Here is a 17941-nt window from a genome sequence, read left to right as displayed (position 1 = left end):
TTTCCTACTGGTGGTCTCCCGCTTTTTTCTTTCGCGAGAACGCGGCTTGGGCTTCCTGGATTTCTCCGCGGATTTCTGACATTTCTTCATCGAGCCGTGATGCGGCTTCTGAGGCCCGCTGCAGCCTCAGCTTTACTTTTTCGGGAATGTTCCCGCTGTATTTGTAATTCAGTGAATGCTCAATGGTTGCCCAAAAGTTCATGGCAAGCGTCCGAATCTGTATTTCCACAAGAACGTGCTTTTCTCCGGACGTTGTTTGTAAAGGATATAAAACGACAAGGTGGTAAGACCGATATCCGCTTTCCTTATGCTCTGCTATGTAATCCCGCTTATCGACAACGGTAAAATCTTTTCTGGCAAACAGCATATTTTTGACGATCTGGATATCATCGACAAATTGGCACATAATACGCAGCCCCGCGATATCCTGGATCGTTTCAATCTGATGAAGCGGTATGCTTTTTCGTCTCGCTTTTTCAAGTATGCTCGCCACCGGCTTCACGCGGCCTGTCACAAACTCAATCGGTGAGTGGTCATCTTCATACTCATAAAGGGTTCTGACGCCTTTCAGCTTCACCTTTAATTCTTCAACAGCCTGGCGGTATGGCGCTAGAAATTGCTCCCATTGTTTGTCATCCATCGTACATCCCCCAATTCCGAACCTGTTCTAAAGAAATACGTTTTTCACTTTTTCTTCCATATCTCCGTAGTTTGCATTATCTTTAATATTTTCAAGAAGATAATCGAGTTCTTCATGCAGCCCTGAAAGTTCAACCATTTTTCCGCCGGCCTCAAGGACCGCCGGTTTTCTTTGGTCTAAGGCTTTTTTCAGATCCGGCCAGATATGTTCTTTTATAATGACATATTCAAAAGAGTCAGCTGATTCAAGTATGTATACAAAAGCAAAGTGATCGGAATCAACAAGCATTTGACCTGAGGCTTTGCGTTCCGCTCCGCTTAAGTCCTCTCCGCACTTCAAGCGGAGCGCGTCTTCTGTTAATGATGCATTTTGGATTTCAATTCTCTTTTGCATAATGTTCTCCTTTTTTAACAAAGTACAGCATTTATTTTATCATATCAAGGTCGATATTGATAAACGTAACCTCTAAAGAGATAATGGGAATTATACAATTTTTCGTCCTGAAAGGAAGACTGTCATGACCCAAGAAATAGAAATTGAATTCAAAAACCTGCTGACAAAATCAGAATTTCTGAAGCTGAGTGAAGCACTCTGCATGAAAGAACATGATTTTAAACAGCAGGTCAATCATTATTTCGACACGAAAGATTTTTCCCTGAAACAAAAAAAATCAGCACTCCGCATCCGAGAAAAAGACGGCGCGTTCGCTCTGACGTTAAAAGAGCCTGCCGCGGTCGGTCTGCTGGAAACCCACCAAGAGCTTGCGGCACCTGATCTTGACGTCTTCAAGATTCCGGAAGGCCCCGTCAAACGTCAGCTGGAAGGTCTCGGAATCAACTCAGAACACATTTGCTATTTCGGGACGCTGTCGACCGCACGCTCGGAAAAAGAATCAGAAAAAGGCTTAATCATTTTAGATCACAGCCGATATTTAGAGAAAGAAGACTTTGAATTGGAATTCGAAGCTGCTGACTGGGATGAAGGAAAACGGGCGTTTGAACAATTGCTCAAGCAATTCGGCATCCCAGAGCGGATCACGAAAAATAAAATCCAGCGTTTTTATGAACAGAAACAAAAAAAGGTGGAATGACACAGTGAATATAACGAATTGGGCGGCCCTTCTCCAGCTGCAATCAATGGCGCTGCAATCAATCTCTCATACAAGCACGGCTTCAGGCGGACAATCTTCAGATAGCCCGCTTGCCAATTTCAGCGCGCTTCTCAGCCAGTATACGGACACAGCCGTCCGGCAGCAGCCGGAATCAGGAATTTTAAACGGTGTGCGGACCGCTCACGCTTCATATTCACCGAGAATTCCCGTTTCATCGGGCTCCGCGGCTGCTTCACAGACCGCTTCCCCGGGCATAAAGTCTCGGGATGCGGCTTCTGATATCAGCACCGGAAACTTTTCAATAGACAGCGCCATTCAGAAAGCGGCCAAAAAATACGGAGTGGACGAAAAGCTGATCCGCGCGGTTATTAAACAGGAATCAGGCTTTAATCCGAAAGCGGTCAGCGGTGCGGGGGCAATGGGACTGATGCAGCTCATGCCTTCCACGGCAGAATCACTCGGGGTGTCAAACCCGCTTGATCCCGTCCAGAACGCTGAGGGCGGCACAAAGTACTTAAAGCAGATGCTCACGAAATACGACGGAAATGTATCTCTGGCGTTAGCCGCCTACAACGCAGGCCCCGGCAACGTAGATCGGTACGGAGGCATTCCGCCGTTTAAGGAAACACAGCAATATGTTAAAAACATAACCAAACAGTATTACGCGTAAACCAGAGAGGCTTCCTTCGCCCTCTGGTTTTTTTGCGGAGTGAAATCTTACACATGAATGAAGGCGATGTGATATGATATGAAATACAAGCGCCTGACAGAAAGGCACTTTGTTTGTAGAAATAAAATGTTATTGCTAAAATATACAGTAACTGAAGATAGTAAAACTGAAAGATAAATTCGCAATGGGAATTATGATTCCTATTAGCCATATAAAGGAGTAGTCAACATGGGACAATCGTTTAACGCACCATATGAAGCGATTGGAGAGGAACTTCTATCGCAACTTGTTGATACTTTTTATGAGCGTGTCTCGTCTCATCCCTTGCTGAAGCCGATATTTCCAAGTGATTTGACTGAAACGGCCAGAAAACAAAAGCAATTTTTAACCCAGTATTTGGGCGGACCTCCTCTTTATACTGAAGAGCACGGACACCCCATGCTCAGGGCAAGGCATCTCCCCTTTCCGATTACGGACGAGAGGGCTGATGCGTGGCTAAGCTGTATGAGCAAAGCGATGGATGATGTCGGGCTGGAGGGCGATATTCGTGAATTTCTGTACGGGCGTCTGGAACTAACGGCCAGGCATATGGTAAACCAGTCAGAAGCGGAGGATCGATCATATTGACGAATTATCAGCATGAGCAATACTTCGCCCATTGCCACGGACATCCAAAAAAACCGCTCGAAATTTACATGTTTGTCGACCCTTTATGTCCTGAATGCTGGTCGCTGGAGCCCGCCATAAAAAAATTAAAAATCAAATACGGACGTTTTTTTACGCTGCGGATCATTGTTTCCGCGAGCATTACATCGCTGAATAAGCAAAAGCGGAAAAAACACCTTCTTGCCGAAGCTTGGGAAAAAATTGCGAACCGTTCCGGGATGCCCTGTGACGGAAGCCTTTGGCTTGAGCAGGATCAGCCTCTTTCATCGCCCTACCTTGCCGCACTCGCTTTAAAAGCAGCCGAACTGCAGGGAAGAAAAGCGGGCATTCTGTTTCTCCGCAGCATGCAGGAAAGCCTGTTTGTTTCCAAGCAGAATATTACGGATGAAGACGTTCTTTTAGAGATTGCCGAAAAGACGAAATTGGATGTTGAAGAATTCAAGCGTGACCTCCATTCGCAAAGCGCGGTAAAAGCGCTTCAGTGCGATATGAAAATCGCGGCGGAAATGGACGTCACCGTCAACCCGACATTGACGTTCTTTAACAGCCTGCATGATGATGAAGGGCTGAAGGTTCCCGGCAACTATTCTTATGACGTATACGAAGAGATCTTATTCGAAATGCTCGGGGATGAACCGAAGCCTTCTGAAACGCCGCCTTTGGAATGTTTCATTGAATATTTCCGGTTTGTCGCATCGAAAGAAATCGCACTCGTTTATGATTGGAGTCTAGAAGAAGTTGAAAAAGAAATGAAAAAACTGGCATTCGCCAAAAAGGTCGCCAGAGTGGAAGCAAAGCACGGTCTGTTTTGGAAGTCTCTGGCCGGCACCCAGGAGGATGTCACCTGTTGTGATCATTAAAAAAAGCTGATTCCTTACGGAGCCGGCTTTTTTTGTGCAAATAAAGAAACCGCGCCGGGATAAGCGCGGTTTCATATGTCTTAACGACAACAAAGGGGATGGGAGAAATTTTTCACGGTCAAACAAAGGGGTAATGTTTGTTTGTGATCAATTTCACATCCTTATCATATCAAATCTTGTCGAGTTTTGACAAGCCATAAGATTAATGTTCATATTTTTGTCACAAAACATAACTGACTGCTTGTTTTCATAGAATATATCAATGAAAAACAAGGAGGGAAATCAATGCTCCGCACCGTATTGATCATCGGAATGATTGTGTTTTTCTTCTTTTTAAATCTGCTGGCCATGATGCACATGCTGCCGATTTACATTACATCTCCCCTGCTGTTTCTGTCCATATTGTTTGCCTTGTACCGGCTGAATCACAGAAAAACGTTTAAAGGGTTTTAGAAAAAGCCTGCGCAACTTATGCACAGGCTTTTTTGAATTACGAAGGGTTCACTTTCGAAAGAAGCTCTTCCATTTCGTTCAGCTTCTCTTCAAACATTTTGCAGGCCGCCTCGATCGGTTCAGGCGATGTCATATCGACTCCCGCTTTTTTCAGTATGTCGATCGGATATTCCGAACTTCCCGCTTTTAAGAATTCGGTATAGCGCTCCACCGCAGGCTTGCCTTCTTTTAAGATCTGGCTGCTCAGCGCTTGGGCCGCACTGTAGCCTGTCGCATATTGATACACATAATAATTGTAATAGAAATGCGGAATTCTTGACCATTCCAGACTGATTTCTTTATCAATCACCATGTTGTCACCGAAATACTTTTTATTCAGATCATAATAAAGTTCGTTCAGCAGTTCAGGCGTCAGCGGCTCGCCTTCCTGCGCTTTCGTATGAATCAGATGCTCAAATTCAGCGAACATCGTCTGTCTGAACACTGTGCCTCTGAATCCTTCAAGCATGTGGTTGAGCAGGTACAGACGCTGTTTTTCATCCTTTAAGCTGTTCAGCATATATTCACCGAGCAGCGCTTCATTAGTCGTTGAAGCGACTTCAGCGACAAAAATGCTGTAGTTACCGTACGGATACGGCTGATATTTTCTCGTATAGTAGCTGTGCACGGAATGGCCGAACTCGTGAACGAGCGTAAACAGATTATTGACATTATCATGCCAGTTCATCAAGATGTACGGATTCGTGCCGTATGTACCGGACGAATAAGCACCGCTGCGTTTTCCTTTGTTTTCGTATACATCGACCCAGCGGTTTTCAAGTCCTTCTTTTAAAATAGACGCGTATTCCTCGCCCAGCGGAGCAAGTCCTTTGAGCATATAATCTTTCGCTTCCTCATATGTGACCTTCATTCCCGAATCTTTTACAAGCGGTGTGTAAAGGTCATAAATATGGACTTCATCAAGGCCGAGAACCTTTTTCCGCAGGTCAATGTAACGGTGTAATAACGGAAGATGTTTATTGATCGTTTTAATAAGGTTATCGTAAACTTCTTCAGGGATGCTGTTATTGGATAAAGCCGCTTCCCGTGCTGATTTATACTTTTTCACACGGGCGTAAAAATTATCTTTTTTCACAGTGCCGCTGAGTGTAGTCGCCATCGTGTTTTTATACTGTCCGTATGTTTTATATACGGCTTCAAATGCGTTTTTACGGACTTCACGATTGCTGCTTTCCAGGAAATTAATAAAGTTGCCGTGTGTGATTTGAGTTTCCTTGCCGTTTTCATCTTTAATCGACGGAAACGTAATATCGGCGTTATTTAAAACGCTGAATGTATTGGAAGGCGACGACAGCGCTTCTGAGGCTTCCGCAAGCAGGGCCTCTTCTTGTTCGCTCAGCACGTGCGGACGCTGTTTTGTAATTTCTTCAATTGCATGAGAGTAAAGCTTAAGCTCCTCTTTTTCCAGAATAAACTGGTGCAGCTTGTCCTCCTGAATCGCCAGAATTTCCGGTTCAATGTAAGCAGTCGCGCTGGCAGCCTGAGAATACAGGCTTGCGGCTTTATCGTTCAGCCCTTGGTAGAAAGAATTTCCCGTATCCTGGTCTGAGCGCATATGCGCGTATGCATAAAGTTTCCCAAGGCGGTTCGTCACTTCATCCTGTGCCGTAAGCGCAGCGTATAAATTATCAGCCGAATGAGCAAGCGTGCCTTTAAAAGAAGATAAATTCGGAATTAATTCTTTAACTGCTTGAAATTCTTTATTCCAGGCCTCATCACTAGGAAAAATATCCTCTAGTCTCCATGTATGCTCTGCCTTTACTTCACTTCTGTCAGGCAGCTGTGCTGCTTTATTTTCCTCAGTCATGGTGATCCCCCTCGTTTTCTTTACTTCAAGCCAATTGAAAAAACGATTGTTTCTCCAAAAACTTGTGTTGTGATTATCTTCCGGCTTTTCACTGCCTTTTGTCAAATCATATGCGGCATATAAGACCGAGCATACCAATAATACAGTGAAAAAACGAAAACAAAATGCTTGTACGCCCCTCACATTCGCCACCACCTTGACGTTAGGGTGAACGAAATGAAGCATTCTCATTCCCCAAAAAAGAGCAGATCCCGCCGGCGCAGCTCTTCTGCCGTTTGAGGGAGCTTCCGTTGAGATGAGGGCATATATACTTCATTCTCAATTTCCCTTAAAAAATCCTGCAAGCATAAGAAATCAGCATATTGTTTTACCGCCATTCTGATAAGGCTGTCTTGTGAACCATACCGCATCCGGATCTCCTTATGCCTGATTTTTTGCCGTAAATCATGAACCATGCCGGATAATCGGATCGGCGCGCCTTTTTTAGAAAGTTCCGCAAGTCGTAAGTATAAATGGCCCTGCCACACAAAAACGGGACTTGCAAACACAAAGCCCGCTGAAACGGGAATAAACACTTCAGATGGGAGAAATGGAAATGCAACCTGATGTCTTTCGTAAAAAAGACGCCGGATAAGACCGGCATCTTCTGATAAAAACCGCCCGCTTTTGTTGCGGAAGCCGGCTACGGCACGTCCCCACGAGGGAAGTCTGACGCTGTGCCGCCCTTCCGGATCACAAATGTCTTTCAGGTTTGCTTTGTGAAGAGGGATTGTGGTTAAGCCGGCATAAGAATAGCCGGTGTAAAACGGAGTGATGGAATGCAGCCTGTAAAAGGAGCGGGCGTCGGGGCAGTAAAACAGTAAGGAGGAAAATGAATTGACTTCAAAGAACTGCCAGTGAAAAGCAGAAAGCCGGAAAAATTGCGCGGCCATCCGTTTTAACCGTTTTGCCCCGATGATCCAGACCGGCCGGTACCCGGCGTTTTTCAGGCCTGCCGTCCGGCTCTTTAAAGAGTCCGCCGAAAGGTTCGCACATTGAAATTCAAAAGCCAGCCTCTCTTCTCCGCTTTCTGCCGTCAAGTCAGGCCGCTGTCCCGCGGAAGTCAGATACGGTTCCAGGTTGACACTGCACCCTTGTGTCTTTAGCCAGAGAAAAAGCTGTCTTTTTCCTTCAAGATGGTATTCGCTTTCAGGTTCGGATTCCCCGGGACACAGCCTGCTTTTTTTATGAGCGAAGTGCGGCAGTTTCTCCCGTCCCAGTTTGATATCAAGCTCACTTTTGCAAACGGGGCAGAACCAGCGTTTCTTTCTCAGCTCCGCCGCTTTTTCCTTTGAATAGCTTCCGGCCAGCTGAATGAGCCTTCCGTCGGCAGTCACAGCACTGAACATGTTGCATCTTCTCCTTTCCTGAATCTTGTTGTATTCAGCAGGAAGAAGATATAATCCTGTTTGCGGATGAGAGCCGTTATACGGTTTTCAGCCGTTCATCCTGTCATTCAGAACAAAAAAAACCGATTTCTGCTGAGAGAAATCGGTTTGTTATGATGCAAAGTGTTTTTTTATTGTATATAACGCATGATCAGCGATCACCAATTTGCCGTATTCTTCAAGACGGTGAATGCTGACTGATGACTCGTGCGCGTACTCCAACAGGATGCTTAGCTGATTTTCAACCTCTTCATCAGTTTGCTCATAAAAATCTGCATATAAATAATATCGGTCTTCAAACGAATACAGGGTCGTTTTAATTCCGTTAAGATTCAATTTTGATAGCGAGATGAGATCCTCAAAATCATCGAACCGCAAAGTGAACTGAAGCTTTTGCTCCTTATCTTCCCGGCTCTCGGCCTGCTCTTCTTTCTGGAAATCATCAAGTAAAGCATCGAGATTTTCATCTGCCGGCCCTTGTTTTTTATCTTCCGGGATCGGCAGTTCGAGTTTTTGTCCGTCCTTGGAAAGCTGGGCTTTTGTTACGATTATTTCCAGTCCTTTGTCCAATGCCTGAACCTGAATCCAAAGAGGACCCTCGACAGCGAATTCCTCTTCATCATGCACTTCATCCATGACTTCCCAGAACAGTTCTTCACTGCGCTCGCGATTGTACCAGATTTCTTCTCTGTCAAAACCGCGATCTTCAATATCACCATAAGACATATAAAATTTTACAGTATGCTCATTAATTCTTTCTATTTCCATTTTGCCAACCTTCCCTTCTTTATAAGATGTTGAAGGGACATCTAAGCTCCCGATGAATAGTACTTTACTACACTTTACCCATTCCGTCCACATCTTAACCTTATAGAAGACAGCGCAAATTCTTTATATTTCTATTTTATGATAAAACAGTTATAAAAGAAATAAAAAAGCATTTTCACAGCGAAAAACAGGCTTTCTCCCGGTTCCCATCATAAATAGCGCACTGCTTCATATATTAGCTGTACAAGCAATCGATCTATAAGCGAGGTGTTACCATGCCGCACGATTACCTGCTGTCCCTTCTGCTTATTATCGGGATTGACCTTATTCTCGGCGGTGACAATGCCGTCGTCATCGCGATGGCCAGCCGGAATCTGGCCCATAAACAAAGACAGCAAGCGATCATCTTCGGAACATTTATCGCAGTCATCTTGAGAATCGTTCTGACGAGCGCTGCGGTCTATTTATTGAATGTTCCTTTTTTGCAATGCGCAGGCGGGGTATTTTTATTGTATCTCGGCTATCAGCTTCTGATTGAGAAGAAAGATGCGCAGCATGTGAAAAGCAGTTCTTCTCTTTGGAAAGCCATCCGCACAATCGTTCTGGCTGATATCTTTATGTCGCTTGACAACGTCATCGCAGTAGCCGGCGCTTCTCACGGTGAGCTGACACTTGTAGTGATCGGTCTCTTCATCTCGGTGCCGATTATCATTTGGGGCAGCAAGCTCGTTCATGCCGCCATGGAAAAAATGCCTTTATTGATGTATGCTGGGAGCGGTCTTCTCGCATTTACCGGCGGTGAAATGATTGCCAGAGACAGCAAGCTGTCATTTTTCATGGCAGAACACGGCATTATACAAATGATGCTGCCGATTTTGACCGTCGTATTTGTTATCCTCGCCAGTATGATTTACCAACAGACTGAAAAATAAAAAAAGCCCAAACCGCGATGGTTTTGGGCTTTTTCCATGCTTATCGTAAGCTTATATCAGTTGGCAAGACGCTGTGCTTCTCTTAATTGGAAAGAACGCACTTTTCTTGGCAGGAATCGTCTGATTTCATCTTCGTTATAGCCGACTTGCAGACGTTTTTCATCAATGATGATCGGACGGCGGAGCAGTCCCGGATGCTCATTGATTAAAGTATATAAGTCTTGAAGCGGCATAGATTCAACATTTACGTTCAGTTTCTGGAATACTTTAGAACGGGTAGAGATAATTTCATCCGTACCGTCTTCAGTCATACGCAGAATCTGCTTGATCTCATCAATTGATAACGGCTCGGAGAAAATGTTTCTCTCTACAAACGGAATCTCGTGCTCTTCAAGCCAAGCTCTTGCTTTTCTGCATGACGTACAGCTAGGTGATGTGTATAATGTAACCATTAATCTTCACTCCTCTAATTAGTAGGATGAACATGTTTGTATTCTCAAATTGAAATGACTTTAAAAAAGGAATCTTTATAGGTATTATACTATAAAAAAGTAAGTGTGAACAGTCTCCTGAGAAAAAAATGTGTCAATCCGGCAAATTTACGGCTGGCGGATGTTTCCCCATTCTCAATTAGCTCAGCTGATCGAAAATGTTTTTTCGTTTTTTCTCATCAATGACTTTGAGAACTTCATCCGTTTTTTCGTATGATTCTCCGTACCATTTTTCATCTTTATAAGTGTGAATGTTTTCATATGTTTGTTTCATTGCTTCAAACATTTCTTCTTCTGATTCCGTCTTAGGTGACCAGTACAGAATCTCCATTTTGTTCACTTCATTCGTAGCCAATGACCGGCGCCGATACCCGATTGACTGCGCGTGCTTGAAATGCTCTCTTTGATAAAAACGCAAGCGTTTCTGTGTATCCGTGTCATCTTCGTCAACAGGCTCCACCTCAAGCAGAATCGGCTTGTTTTTCTTTTTCAGCCTGCCGATCAGCTTGCTTCCGAGGCCTTGTCCTCTGGATTTCTTTGACACAAACAGGTAATCAATAAAGATGAAAGAGTCAAATTCCGCATACATCAGCACGTGGTACTGCCCCTCTTCTTTATGATAAACATCGCTTTGCTCCTTTAACAGAGCCTCCATATGCGCTTTTGATTTCATTTCTTCAATCGGAAAATATTCACTCAGCTTTTCGTACCAGTTCATTCATTTGCTCCTTATGGGTTCGTTGTCTTCACACTTTTAGATATACCCCATTTCCGATTGTTTAAACAATCTTACATCTATTAAGACGTGTGATCCTTTAACATGGTTTCAATTTTTTTAAAATGGTGTGTAATCGACGTTTTTGGTATAACGGTTTGCCGCGTCCCATAATAAAAATTCGTCAATTCCTTCATCATGCAGCGCTTTAACCTGGTCTTCCACCTGGCGTTTCCCGTACTTTTGATAATTTCCGCTGCCGAGATATGATGCCGTGAAGTCCTGAAGCCACGGACGCGATACAGGCGGGTGTTTCAGCTTAGACAGTTTTTTATTTTCCACCTTTGCGTATTCTTTGATGACTTTGTAAGGCTCAAGATCCGGTTTATCAATGCCGAAATAGCTTGTCCAATGGCTCGGGTAAATCATGGATGAAATGACATCGACCTGTTCTGAAATTTTGCTGAAATTCTGGCCGATACCAGGCGCTTCCGGCAGCGTGGCTGAATAGCCGAAAATATCAACCGACACATCCGCGCCGTACGGCTTGAGTTTTTTCTTCGCATAACCGACAAAATCGGTGACGGCATGAACGCGTTTTTGCACATTGCTGTCTGCTGTTTTTCCGTAATCGCCGTGACCGTATGTCAGTTCGTCATCACGTTTTTCAAATCCTTCAGGAAAACGGACATAATCAAACTGAATTTCTTGAAAACCCATCTTTACGGCTTGTTTTGCAATCTTTACATTGTAATCCCATACTTCTTTCATAAACGGATTGACGAACGATTCGCCGCGGCCGTTTTTCCAGACACTTCCGTTTTTTTCTTTAAAAGACCACTCCGGCTTTTTGTTCGCGAGTTCGCTGTCTTTAAATACGACAATACGCGCGATCGGATAGATCTTTTTTTCCTCCAGCTTTTTCATCATCTTTTTTGGGTCTTTGATGTACGGCTTGGCGATTTCGGCATACTCAGAATGGCCGTCCGGCTTAAAGGTGAGGTTTCCGTTGTCGTCCTTGACATCAATCACCATTGTATTGAGCTCCGTCTTGTCCACAAAGTCTGTCAGCTCCCCGAATTTGCTTCCTCCCGCTGAATGCCCTGTGACGTAAATGCCCCGCACCTTATCAGGATGTGAAAAATGCAGCCCTGACGGATAAGCGAACCGTGCATTTGATTTCGGCAGTTCTTTTTCGGCCAGCGCTATTTTTACAAGCGGCTGCTCCTCTTTCACAGCGGCGTGGGCCGGATAAGCGGCTGCACTGATAAACAGTCCCGCACAAATGGCGCACAAAATGGTTTTCATACTGATCTCCCCCTTTTTTTCCATTATAGAAAAACGGGAGCAGGCTTAATAAACTTGAATGTGCGCAAAAAAATCCTCCAAGACTGAGTCTTGGAGGTTGATAGGTTTATAGGTAGGTTTTAAATTCATCTTCAGTGCACATGACAAAATGTCCCGGTTTCACTTCTCTAAATTCCATTTTTTCTCCTTCTTGGAGTTGATGAACTGCCGGATCGTATTTCTTTCGCGTGCGATTTCTTTCATAGTCCGGATCAGGGAGCGGGATAGCGGACAGCAATGATTTCGTGTATGGGTGAAGCGGGTTTTCGTAAAGCTCATCCGCCGGCGCAAGCTCCACCAATTTTCCGAAATACATGACGCCGATGCGGTCGCTGATGTATTTGACCATTGATAAATCATGGGCGATAAACAGGTAAGTGAGCCCTTTTTCTTTCTGCAATTCTTTCATTAAATTGACGACTTGCGCCTGAATGGAGACATCAAGCGCCGAAATCGGTTCGTCCGCGATGATAAACTCCGGATCAACCGCCAGCGCTCTGGCGATTCCGATACGCTGTCTCTGTCCGCCCGAAAATTCATGCGGGTAGCGGTTGGCGTGCTCTTTATTTAAACCGACCGTTTCCAGCAGTTCGTGAACCCGCTGCATCCGCTCTTTTTTCGTTTTTGCCAGGCGGTGAATATCTATTCCCTCGGCAATAATGTCGGCGACTGTCATTCTCGGATTTAAAGATGCGTACGGATCCTGGAAAATCATCTGCATTTTCCGGTTAAACTCCAGCAGCTTCTTGCGGGATTTTTTCCCGTGCACATTTTCCCCGTTAAAGAGAACTTCCCCGTCGGTTGCCTCATACAGCCGGATAATACTGCGGCCCGTCGTTGATTTACCGCAGCCTGATTCTCCGACAAGGCCGAGCGTTTCGCCTTTATAAATATCAAATGACAAATCATCTACGGCTTTTACCGTTCCTTTTTGCGTGAAAAAATGCTGTTTTAAGTGTTTGATTTCGAGAAGCTTCTCAGTCATTTTTTTCACCTTCCTTCATTAAAACAGGATGCTGATACGTATTCGGAAGCTGACGGATTTTAGCCTTCACCGCTTCAGGCGGCTCGACCTTAGGCGCATCAGGATGCAGAAGCCACGATTTCACGAAATGCGTATCTGACACTTTATACATCGGCGGTTCCTGTTCAAAGTCGATTTTCATCGCATATGAGCTGCGGAGCGCAAATGCATCCCCTTTCGGAGGATTCGTCAGATCAGGCGGTGTGCCCGGGATGGCCGTCAGTTTTTCCTGATCGGTGCTGTCCAGGCTAGGCATTGAGGCAAGCAGTCCCCACGTATACGGATGGCGCGGATCATAAAAGATTTCATCCACCGTTCCCGATTCGACGACCTGACCTGCGTACATGACGGCGACCCGGTCGGCGACATTGGCGACAACGCCGAGATCATGCGTGATAAAAATGATAGACGTATCAATTTTCTTTTGCAGATCTTTCATCAGCTCAAGGATCTGTGCCTGAATCGTCACATCAAGCGCCGTTGTCGGTTCATCGGCAATTAACAGCTTCGGATTTGCCGCAAGCGCCATCGCGATGACGACACGCTGTCTCATCCCGCCTGAAAATTCATGGGGGAATTGGCCGATCCGTTTTTCGGGCATCGGAATTCCGACGAGATCAAGCAGCTCTATGGCGCGCTTTTTCGCCGCTTCACTTGAGATTTTTTCATGTTTGAAAAGCACTTCCGTAATTTGTTTGCCGACTCTCATCGTCGGGTTCAGAGAGGTCATCGGATCTTGGAAAATCATTCCGATGTCCTTTCCTCTGATAGCCTGCATTTCTTTTTCAGACATCGGCACGATATCCCGTCCGTCAAAAAGAATCTGTCCTCTTTTAAAGTAGCCCGGCGGCATCGGGATCAGTTTCATAATCGCTTGGGAGGTCACACTTTTTCCGGAACCCGACTCCCCCACGATCGCCAGCGTCTCTCCTTTATTCAAATGGAAATTCACGCCGCGGATTGCCTGTACCTCTCCGCCGTATGTTTTAAATGAAATGGCTAAGTCTTTTACTTCTAGCAAGCGTGTCACTCATATCACTCCTTATTTGCGTAACTTAGGATCCAGCGCGTCTCTTAACCCGTCGCCGACAACGTTAAAGCCGAACATCGCCAGGCAGATAAAGCCGGCAGGGAAGAACAGACGCCAAGGGTAATAGGTTAATGCAGGCAATCCGTCTGAGGCCATCGTTCCCCAGCTCGCAAGCGGCGCAGGTACGCCGAGGCCCAAATAACTTAAAAACGCTTCTGTAAAAATCGCCGTCGGAACCGTCAGTGTCATCGTTACGAGGATAGAGCCCATCGCGTTCGGGACGATATGCTTAAACAATAGCCGGCCGGTTTTGGCGCCGAGTGTCTGTGAAGCAAGCACATACTCCTGATTCTTTAATTGCAGCACCTGTCCGCGGACGATCCTCGCCATATTGATCCAGCCCGTGATCGTCATGGCGACGATAATGGTCAGCAATCCTTTCGGCAGGACAACCATCAGCAAAATAACCATTAATAATGAAGGAACAGCCCACAGAATGTCGGCGATGCGCATCATCACTTCATCTGTGCGTCCGCCGCGGAATCCGGAAATGCTGCCCCAGATTACGCCGATTAATAAATCAAGCACGGCAGCTGCGACACCGATAAAGATGGAAATCCGCGCGCCCACCCATGTCCGGACGAATATATCCCTTCCAAGGTCATCCGTGCCGAACCAATGATCTTTCGACGGCGCTTTATCCGCATTTAATAGATTGGTAGTGGCATAATCATACCTTGAAAAGATAGGCGCAAAAATCGCCATCAGAATAATAAGAACAATCAGTACGAACCCGACCATCGCAAGCTTATTGCTGCGGAAGCGGAGCATGGCGTCTTTCCAGAGGGAAAGGCTTTTTTTATTTATTTTTTCGGCATCGCCGGCATTAGCTGAAGCTGGTTCAAACATATTTTTAGGAATGTTCTGCATGGTCTAGGCTCCTTTCTTTGCTTTAGAAAGCTTGATTCTCGGATCGATTAATCCGTACAGCACGTCAACAATTAATACGCATAAAAGCAGGAGCACGCTGAAGAACACGGTAACTCCCATAATGACCGTATAATCACGGTTTGTAATGCTGTTTACAAAATGCGCGCCTAAACCGGGAATTCCGAAAATGGATTCAATGATGAAACTTCCCGTTAAAATGGATGCCGCCATCGGCCCCATATATGTCACGACCGGCAAAAGCGCGTTTCGCAGCGCATGGCGCACGGTGACTGACGGACGGGAAAGTCCTTTAGCTTTTGCAGTCCGTATGTAATCGCTGTTTAACACTTCAATCATGCTTGAACGGGAGAGTCTGGCAATGAACGCCATCGGCATGGAAGCGAGCGCAATAGAGGGCAGAAAGGTGTATGCCCAGGATTCCCACCCTGCGACCGGGAACAGTTCTAATTTAATTGAGAAAATATATTGCAAAATCGTTGCCAATATAAAGCTCGGAACTGAGATCCCAAAGATCGTTAAAATCGCAATGGTATAATCCTGCCATTTATTATGGTACAGGGCAGCAAGCACCCCGAAAAGCACACCGAACGCTAAAGCGAGGAGAATAGCTTCTGCACCGAGAGTGAATGAGACGGGGAAGCCTGAATTGATTAAATCATTAACACTTTGGCCTTTATATTTAAAAGAAGGTCCGAAGTCCCACATCGCCACAGATTTTAAGTAGCTGGCATATTGAACGAAAAGAGGCTTGTCCAGGCCATAGTGTTCGTTTAAGTTTGCCTCAATTTCAGGCGGCAGCTTTCTTTCGCCGGAAAATGGTCCGCCCGGCGCTGCCTGCATTAAGAAGAATGTGGCGGTCACAATCACAAACAATGTGATGATCATGTAAATGAATCGTTTACCGATATATTTCAGCAAGGTGAACACCTCCATGTTTTTTACAATTTTATACTTAATCAGTAAGAAAGGTATATGGGGACATCCTCCCCATATACCTTGGGTCTTTTGTTTTCAGAACCGTCTTTTATTCAAAAGAAGCGTTTCTGAAGTAAACTTCGCCTGTTCCTGTCAAGATCACATTTTTGAGGTTTTTATCCTGCACCCAAGGATCCGTATAGAAATAAACTGGCGCGACCGGCATTGCGTCAATAAAGATCTTTTCTGCTTTTTTCAGCTCTTCGATACGTTTATCCGGATCCGTTTCAAGCTGAGATTGGTTCAGCAGCTTTTTAAACTCAGGATCTTCCCATCCGGTATCATTGTTTCCGCCTTCTTTATCACGGAACAATTCAAGGAAGTTGATCGGATCGTTGAAATCGCCGAGCCAGCCCATACGCCCGATTTGGTAGTTCTGGCTGTGCAGCTTGTCGATGTAAACATTCCATTCGGAGTTATCAAGCTCAACTTTGACGCCCAAGTTCTTTTTCCACATTTCCTGTACGGCCTGCGCGATTTTCGCATGCGCGTCATCCGTATTGTAGGACAGTTTGATCGCCGGAAGGTCAGAGGCATTCTTGACGCCTAATTCCTTCAGTCCTTTATTTAAGAATTCTTTAGCTGATTTGACGTCATTGTCTTTGAAATAACCTTTTGTGTTATCCTTGAATCCCTTCATTGACGGCGGCACCGCAGCCATGGCCGGGATTTGTTCGCCCTGCGTTACATTTTTCACGATGGACGAGCGGTCGATCGCATAAGCAAGGGCTTTACGGATGTTGACATTGTTCAGCGGTTTCTCTTCTGTGTTGAATTTGTACCAATACACGCCTGCGATCGGTTCAACGTGAAGAGATCCGTCTTTTTTTAATGTCGGCAGAGATTCAGTCGGAAGCTGGCCGAGCGGCATTCCTGCCCAGTCAAGCTCACCGGCCTGGAATTTTTTCAGTTCGGTGTTGTTATTGTTAATCATCACCATGTTGATTTTCTTCAATTTCACAGCGTCTTTATCCCAATATTGATCGTTCTTTTCGAGCGTGATGGAACCGCTGTGTTTCCAGGCCGTCATTTTGAACGGGCCGTTTGACACATAATTCTCGCCCGCGTTTGTGTTCCAGTTTTTATGTTTTTCCGCAATTTTCTTGTTGACCGGCATATACGTATAGAATGAAGTTAATTGCGTGAAATAAGGTGTCGGGTTATTCAGTTCAACCTTTAATGTTTTGTCATTTACGGCTTTTACGCCTACATCATCAATCTTGCCTTTTCCTGTATTGGCAGCTTCAGCGCCTTTGATGTAGTAGAGCTGATAAGCGTATTGTGATTCGTTGTTCGGGTCAAGCGCCCATTTCCACGCATATTCAAAATCCTGCGCCGTCACAGGGTCGCCGTTAGACCATTTCGCACCGTCACGAATCGTAAATGTATAGGTCTTTCCGTCTTTGCTTGTTTCAATTTTAGATGCCATTCCTTCTTCAGGCTCACCTTTGGAGTTTACGCGTGTCAATCCTTCAAAAGTCTGTCGGATTACGCCTCCTGACACGGAATCATTCGCTAAACCCGGATGCAGTGAGAACGGCTCGGTTTTAATATTGATATTAAGTGAAGTCTGTCCTTTGGTGTCTTTTTTACCGCCGCCTGATCCGCCGCTGAACCCGCCGCACGCACTTAATACAAGCGAAAAGATAAGCATCAAACCTACAATAGACCAACGCTTTTTCATGCACTAACCCCCTAATCAAATTTTTCAGCCTTTACTACTAAATACTCAGAAATATCAGACAAAATAACTTAATATTTTTCTAAACTTTAATTGTGTTCCGTCTTTTCTGATTATTTTATGTAAAGAAGCTGTAACAATAGAGTGAACAAGTTCATTATAATGAAATGAATAATTTATTGCAATACTATTTTCTCAATTTAAAATATTTAAATTTGGTCAGTTTTTCTGTCAAAAAGGTGATATACTTCTATAGTTTAAAGCATGACCTAACTAAATTTTTTTATTGCAATTTCCAGTTCATATTGCTTTTTACATATAATATTCGTTATA

19 protein-coding genes are annotated in these 17941 nt (G+C 44.9%); 6 read left to right on the top strand and 13 right to left on the bottom strand.

What is annotated here, in order from left to right:
• Positions 1-4: 4 nt before the first annotated feature.
• Together yjbM and SB847_RS01430 are read right to left on the bottom strand one after the other, a co-directional pair.
• Positions 5-640, bottom strand: a complete 636-nt coding sequence (gene yjbM / locus SB847_RS01435; protein ID WP_038457640.1) for a GTP diphosphokinase — start codon at positions 638-640, stop codon at positions 5-7.
• A 27-nt stretch (positions 641-667) separates the two neighbouring features.
• A complete protein-coding gene (locus SB847_RS01430) occupies positions 668-1033 on the bottom strand; it encodes a UPF0738 family protein (protein WP_285979634.1) in 366 nt (121 codons plus the stop codon).
• 124 nt (positions 1034-1157) lie between these two features.
• Between SB847_RS01430 and SB847_RS01425 the strand changes: the two genes are divergently transcribed.
• From SB847_RS01425 to SB847_RS01405, 5 genes are all read left to right on the top strand, one after another.
• Entirely contained in the window at positions 1158-1730 is a 573-nt protein-coding gene (locus SB847_RS01425) for a CYTH domain-containing protein (RefSeq protein ID WP_410577297.1), read from the top strand.
• Positions 1731-1734: 4 nt separating this feature from the next.
• Positions 1735-2421, top strand: a complete 687-nt coding sequence (locus SB847_RS01420) for a lytic transglycosylase domain-containing protein (RefSeq protein WP_410577295.1) — start codon at positions 1735-1737, stop codon at positions 2419-2421.
• A 228-nt stretch (positions 2422-2649) separates the two neighbouring features.
• Positions 2650-3048 (top strand): globin domain-containing protein, encoded by a 399-nt coding sequence (locus tag SB847_RS01415; protein WP_007610618.1) that lies wholly within the window; start codon positions 2650-2652, stop codon positions 3046-3048.
• On the top strand, positions 3045-3947 hold the full coding sequence (gene spxH, locus SB847_RS01410) for a protease adaptor protein SpxH (RefSeq protein WP_410577294.1): 903 nt from the start codon (positions 3045-3047) through the stop codon (positions 3945-3947). Before SB847_RS01415 ends, spxH begins: the two co-directional genes overlap by 4 nt.
• A 285-nt stretch (positions 3948-4232) precedes the next feature.
• Positions 4233-4400, top strand: a complete 168-nt coding sequence (locus SB847_RS01405; RefSeq protein WP_003155026.1) for a hypothetical protein — start codon at positions 4233-4235, stop codon at positions 4398-4400.
• A gap of 37 nt (positions 4401-4437) precedes the next feature.
• Here the strand turns inward: SB847_RS01405 and pepF are convergent, their stop codons facing one another.
• The 3 genes from pepF to mecA form a co-directional block, all read right to left on the bottom strand.
• The gene (gene pepF / locus SB847_RS01400) at positions 4438-6267 is read right to left on the bottom strand and encodes an oligoendopeptidase F (protein WP_003155028.1); all 1830 of its coding nucleotides are present in this window, start codon (positions 6265-6267) and stop codon (positions 4438-4440) included.
• Positions 6268-6494: 227 nt separating this feature from the next.
• On the bottom strand, positions 6495-7655 hold the full coding sequence (locus tag SB847_RS01395) for a competence protein CoiA family protein (protein ID WP_410577292.1): 1161 nt from the start codon (positions 7653-7655) through the stop codon (positions 6495-6497).
• A gap of 150 nt (positions 7656-7805) precedes the next feature.
• Positions 7806-8462, bottom strand: a complete 657-nt coding sequence (gene mecA / locus SB847_RS01390; RefSeq protein ID WP_045207118.1) for an adaptor protein MecA — start codon at positions 8460-8462, stop codon at positions 7806-7808.
• Positions 8463-8737: 275 nt separating this feature from the next.
• On the opposite strand from mecA, the gene SB847_RS01385 reads away from it, so the two are divergent.
• Complete coding sequence (locus tag SB847_RS01385; RefSeq protein ID WP_032874459.1) at positions 8738-9394, top strand: TerC family protein; 657 nt, start codon at positions 8738-8740, stop codon at positions 9392-9394.
• 56 nt (positions 9395-9450) lie between these two features.
• Here the strand turns inward: SB847_RS01385 and spx are convergent, their stop codons facing one another.
• The 8 genes from spx to SB847_RS01345 form a co-directional block, all read right to left on the bottom strand.
• Entirely contained in the window at positions 9451-9846 is a 396-nt protein-coding gene (gene spx, locus SB847_RS01380) for a transcriptional regulator Spx (RefSeq protein WP_003155034.1), read from the bottom strand.
• 178 nt (positions 9847-10024) lie between these two features.
• Positions 10025-10603 (bottom strand): GNAT family N-acetyltransferase, encoded by a 579-nt coding sequence (locus SB847_RS01375; protein WP_007409110.1) that lies wholly within the window; start codon positions 10601-10603, stop codon positions 10025-10027.
• Positions 10604-10720: 117 nt separating this feature from the next.
• On the bottom strand, positions 10721-11908 hold the full coding sequence (locus SB847_RS01370; protein ID WP_410562843.1) for a putative glycoside hydrolase: 1188 nt from the start codon (positions 11906-11908) through the stop codon (positions 10721-10723).
• Positions 11909-12014: 106 nt separating this feature from the next.
• Complete coding sequence (oppF, locus tag SB847_RS01365; protein WP_266121832.1) at positions 12015-12932, bottom strand: oligopeptide ABC transporter ATP-binding protein OppF; 918 nt, start codon at positions 12930-12932, stop codon at positions 12015-12017.
• The gene (locus SB847_RS01360) at positions 12925-14001 is read right to left on the bottom strand and encodes an ABC transporter ATP-binding protein (protein WP_003155039.1); all 1077 of its coding nucleotides are present in this window, start codon (positions 13999-14001) and stop codon (positions 12925-12927) included. Before SB847_RS01360 ends, oppF begins: the two co-directional genes overlap by 8 nt.
• 12 nt (positions 14002-14013) lie before the next feature.
• A complete protein-coding gene (oppC, locus tag SB847_RS01355; RefSeq protein ID WP_003155041.1) occupies positions 14014-14931 on the bottom strand; it encodes an oligopeptide ABC transporter permease OppC in 918 nt (305 codons plus the stop codon).
• Positions 14932-14934: 3 nt separating this feature from the next.
• Positions 14935-15870, bottom strand: a complete 936-nt coding sequence (locus tag SB847_RS01350; RefSeq protein ID WP_014417417.1) for an ABC transporter permease — start codon at positions 15868-15870, stop codon at positions 14935-14937.
• A 106-nt stretch (positions 15871-15976) separates the two neighbouring features.
• A complete protein-coding gene (locus SB847_RS01345) occupies positions 15977-17611 on the bottom strand; it encodes a peptide ABC transporter substrate-binding protein (protein ID WP_022553558.1) in 1635 nt (544 codons plus the stop codon).
• Positions 17612-17941 lie beyond the last annotated feature (330 nt).

The sequence above is a fragment of the Bacillus sp. SIMBA_026 genome (genome assembly GCF_046535335.1).
Taxonomy (GTDB): Bacteria; Bacillota; Bacilli; order Bacillales; family Bacillaceae; genus Bacillus; species Bacillus velezensis.
Note: the sequence above shows the minus strand (reverse complement) of the source record. Positions and strands in the feature narration are given on the sequence as shown.

Coding starts and splice junctions, on each gene's coding strand:
- SB847_RS01385 (WP_032874459.1), top strand. CDS start 8,738: ATGCCGCACGATTACCTGCTGTCCCTTCTGCTTATTATCGGGATTGAC.
- SB847_RS01370 (WP_410562843.1), bottom strand. CDS start 11,908: ATGAAAACCATTTTGTGCGCCATTTGTGCGGGACTGTTTATCAGTGCA.
- SB847_RS01395 (WP_410577292.1), bottom strand. CDS start 7,655: ATGTTCAGTGCTGTGACTGCCGACGGAAGGCTCATTCAGCTGGCCGGA.
- oppC (WP_003155041.1), bottom strand. CDS start 14,931: ATGCAGAACATTCCTAAAAATATGTTTGAACCAGCTTCAGCTAATGCC.
- SB847_RS01425 (WP_410577297.1), top strand. CDS start 1,158: ATGACCCAAGAAATAGAAATTGAATTCAAAAACCTGCTGACAAAATCA.
- SB847_RS01430 (WP_285979634.1), bottom strand. CDS start 1,033: ATGCAAAAGAGAATTGAAATCCAAAATGCATCATTAACAGAAGACGCG.
- pepF (WP_003155028.1), bottom strand. CDS start 6,267: ATGACTGAGGAAAATAAAGCAGCACAGCTGCCTGACAGAAGTGAAGTA.
- SB847_RS01375 (WP_007409110.1), bottom strand. CDS start 10,603: ATGAACTGGTACGAAAAGCTGAGTGAATATTTTCCGATTGAAGAAATG.
- yjbM (WP_038457640.1), bottom strand. CDS start 640: ATGGATGACAAACAATGGGAGCAATTTCTAGCGCCATACCGCCAGGCT.
- SB847_RS01345 (WP_022553558.1), bottom strand. CDS start 17,611: ATGAAAAAGCGTTGGTCTATTGTAGGTTTGATGCTTATCTTTTCGCTT.
- spx (WP_003155034.1), bottom strand. CDS start 9,846: ATGGTTACATTATACACATCACCTAGCTGTACGTCATGCAGAAAAGCA.
- SB847_RS01405 (WP_003155026.1), top strand. CDS start 4,233: ATGCTCCGCACCGTATTGATCATCGGAATGATTGTGTTTTTCTTCTTT.
- SB847_RS01415 (WP_007610618.1), top strand. CDS start 2,650: ATGGGACAATCGTTTAACGCACCATATGAAGCGATTGGAGAGGAACTT.
- oppF (WP_266121832.1), bottom strand. CDS start 12,932: ATGACTGAGAAGCTTCTCGAAATCAAACACTTAAAACAGCATTTTTTC.
- mecA (WP_045207118.1), bottom strand. CDS start 8,462: ATGGAAATAGAAAGAATTAATGAGCATACTGTAAAATTTTATATGTCT.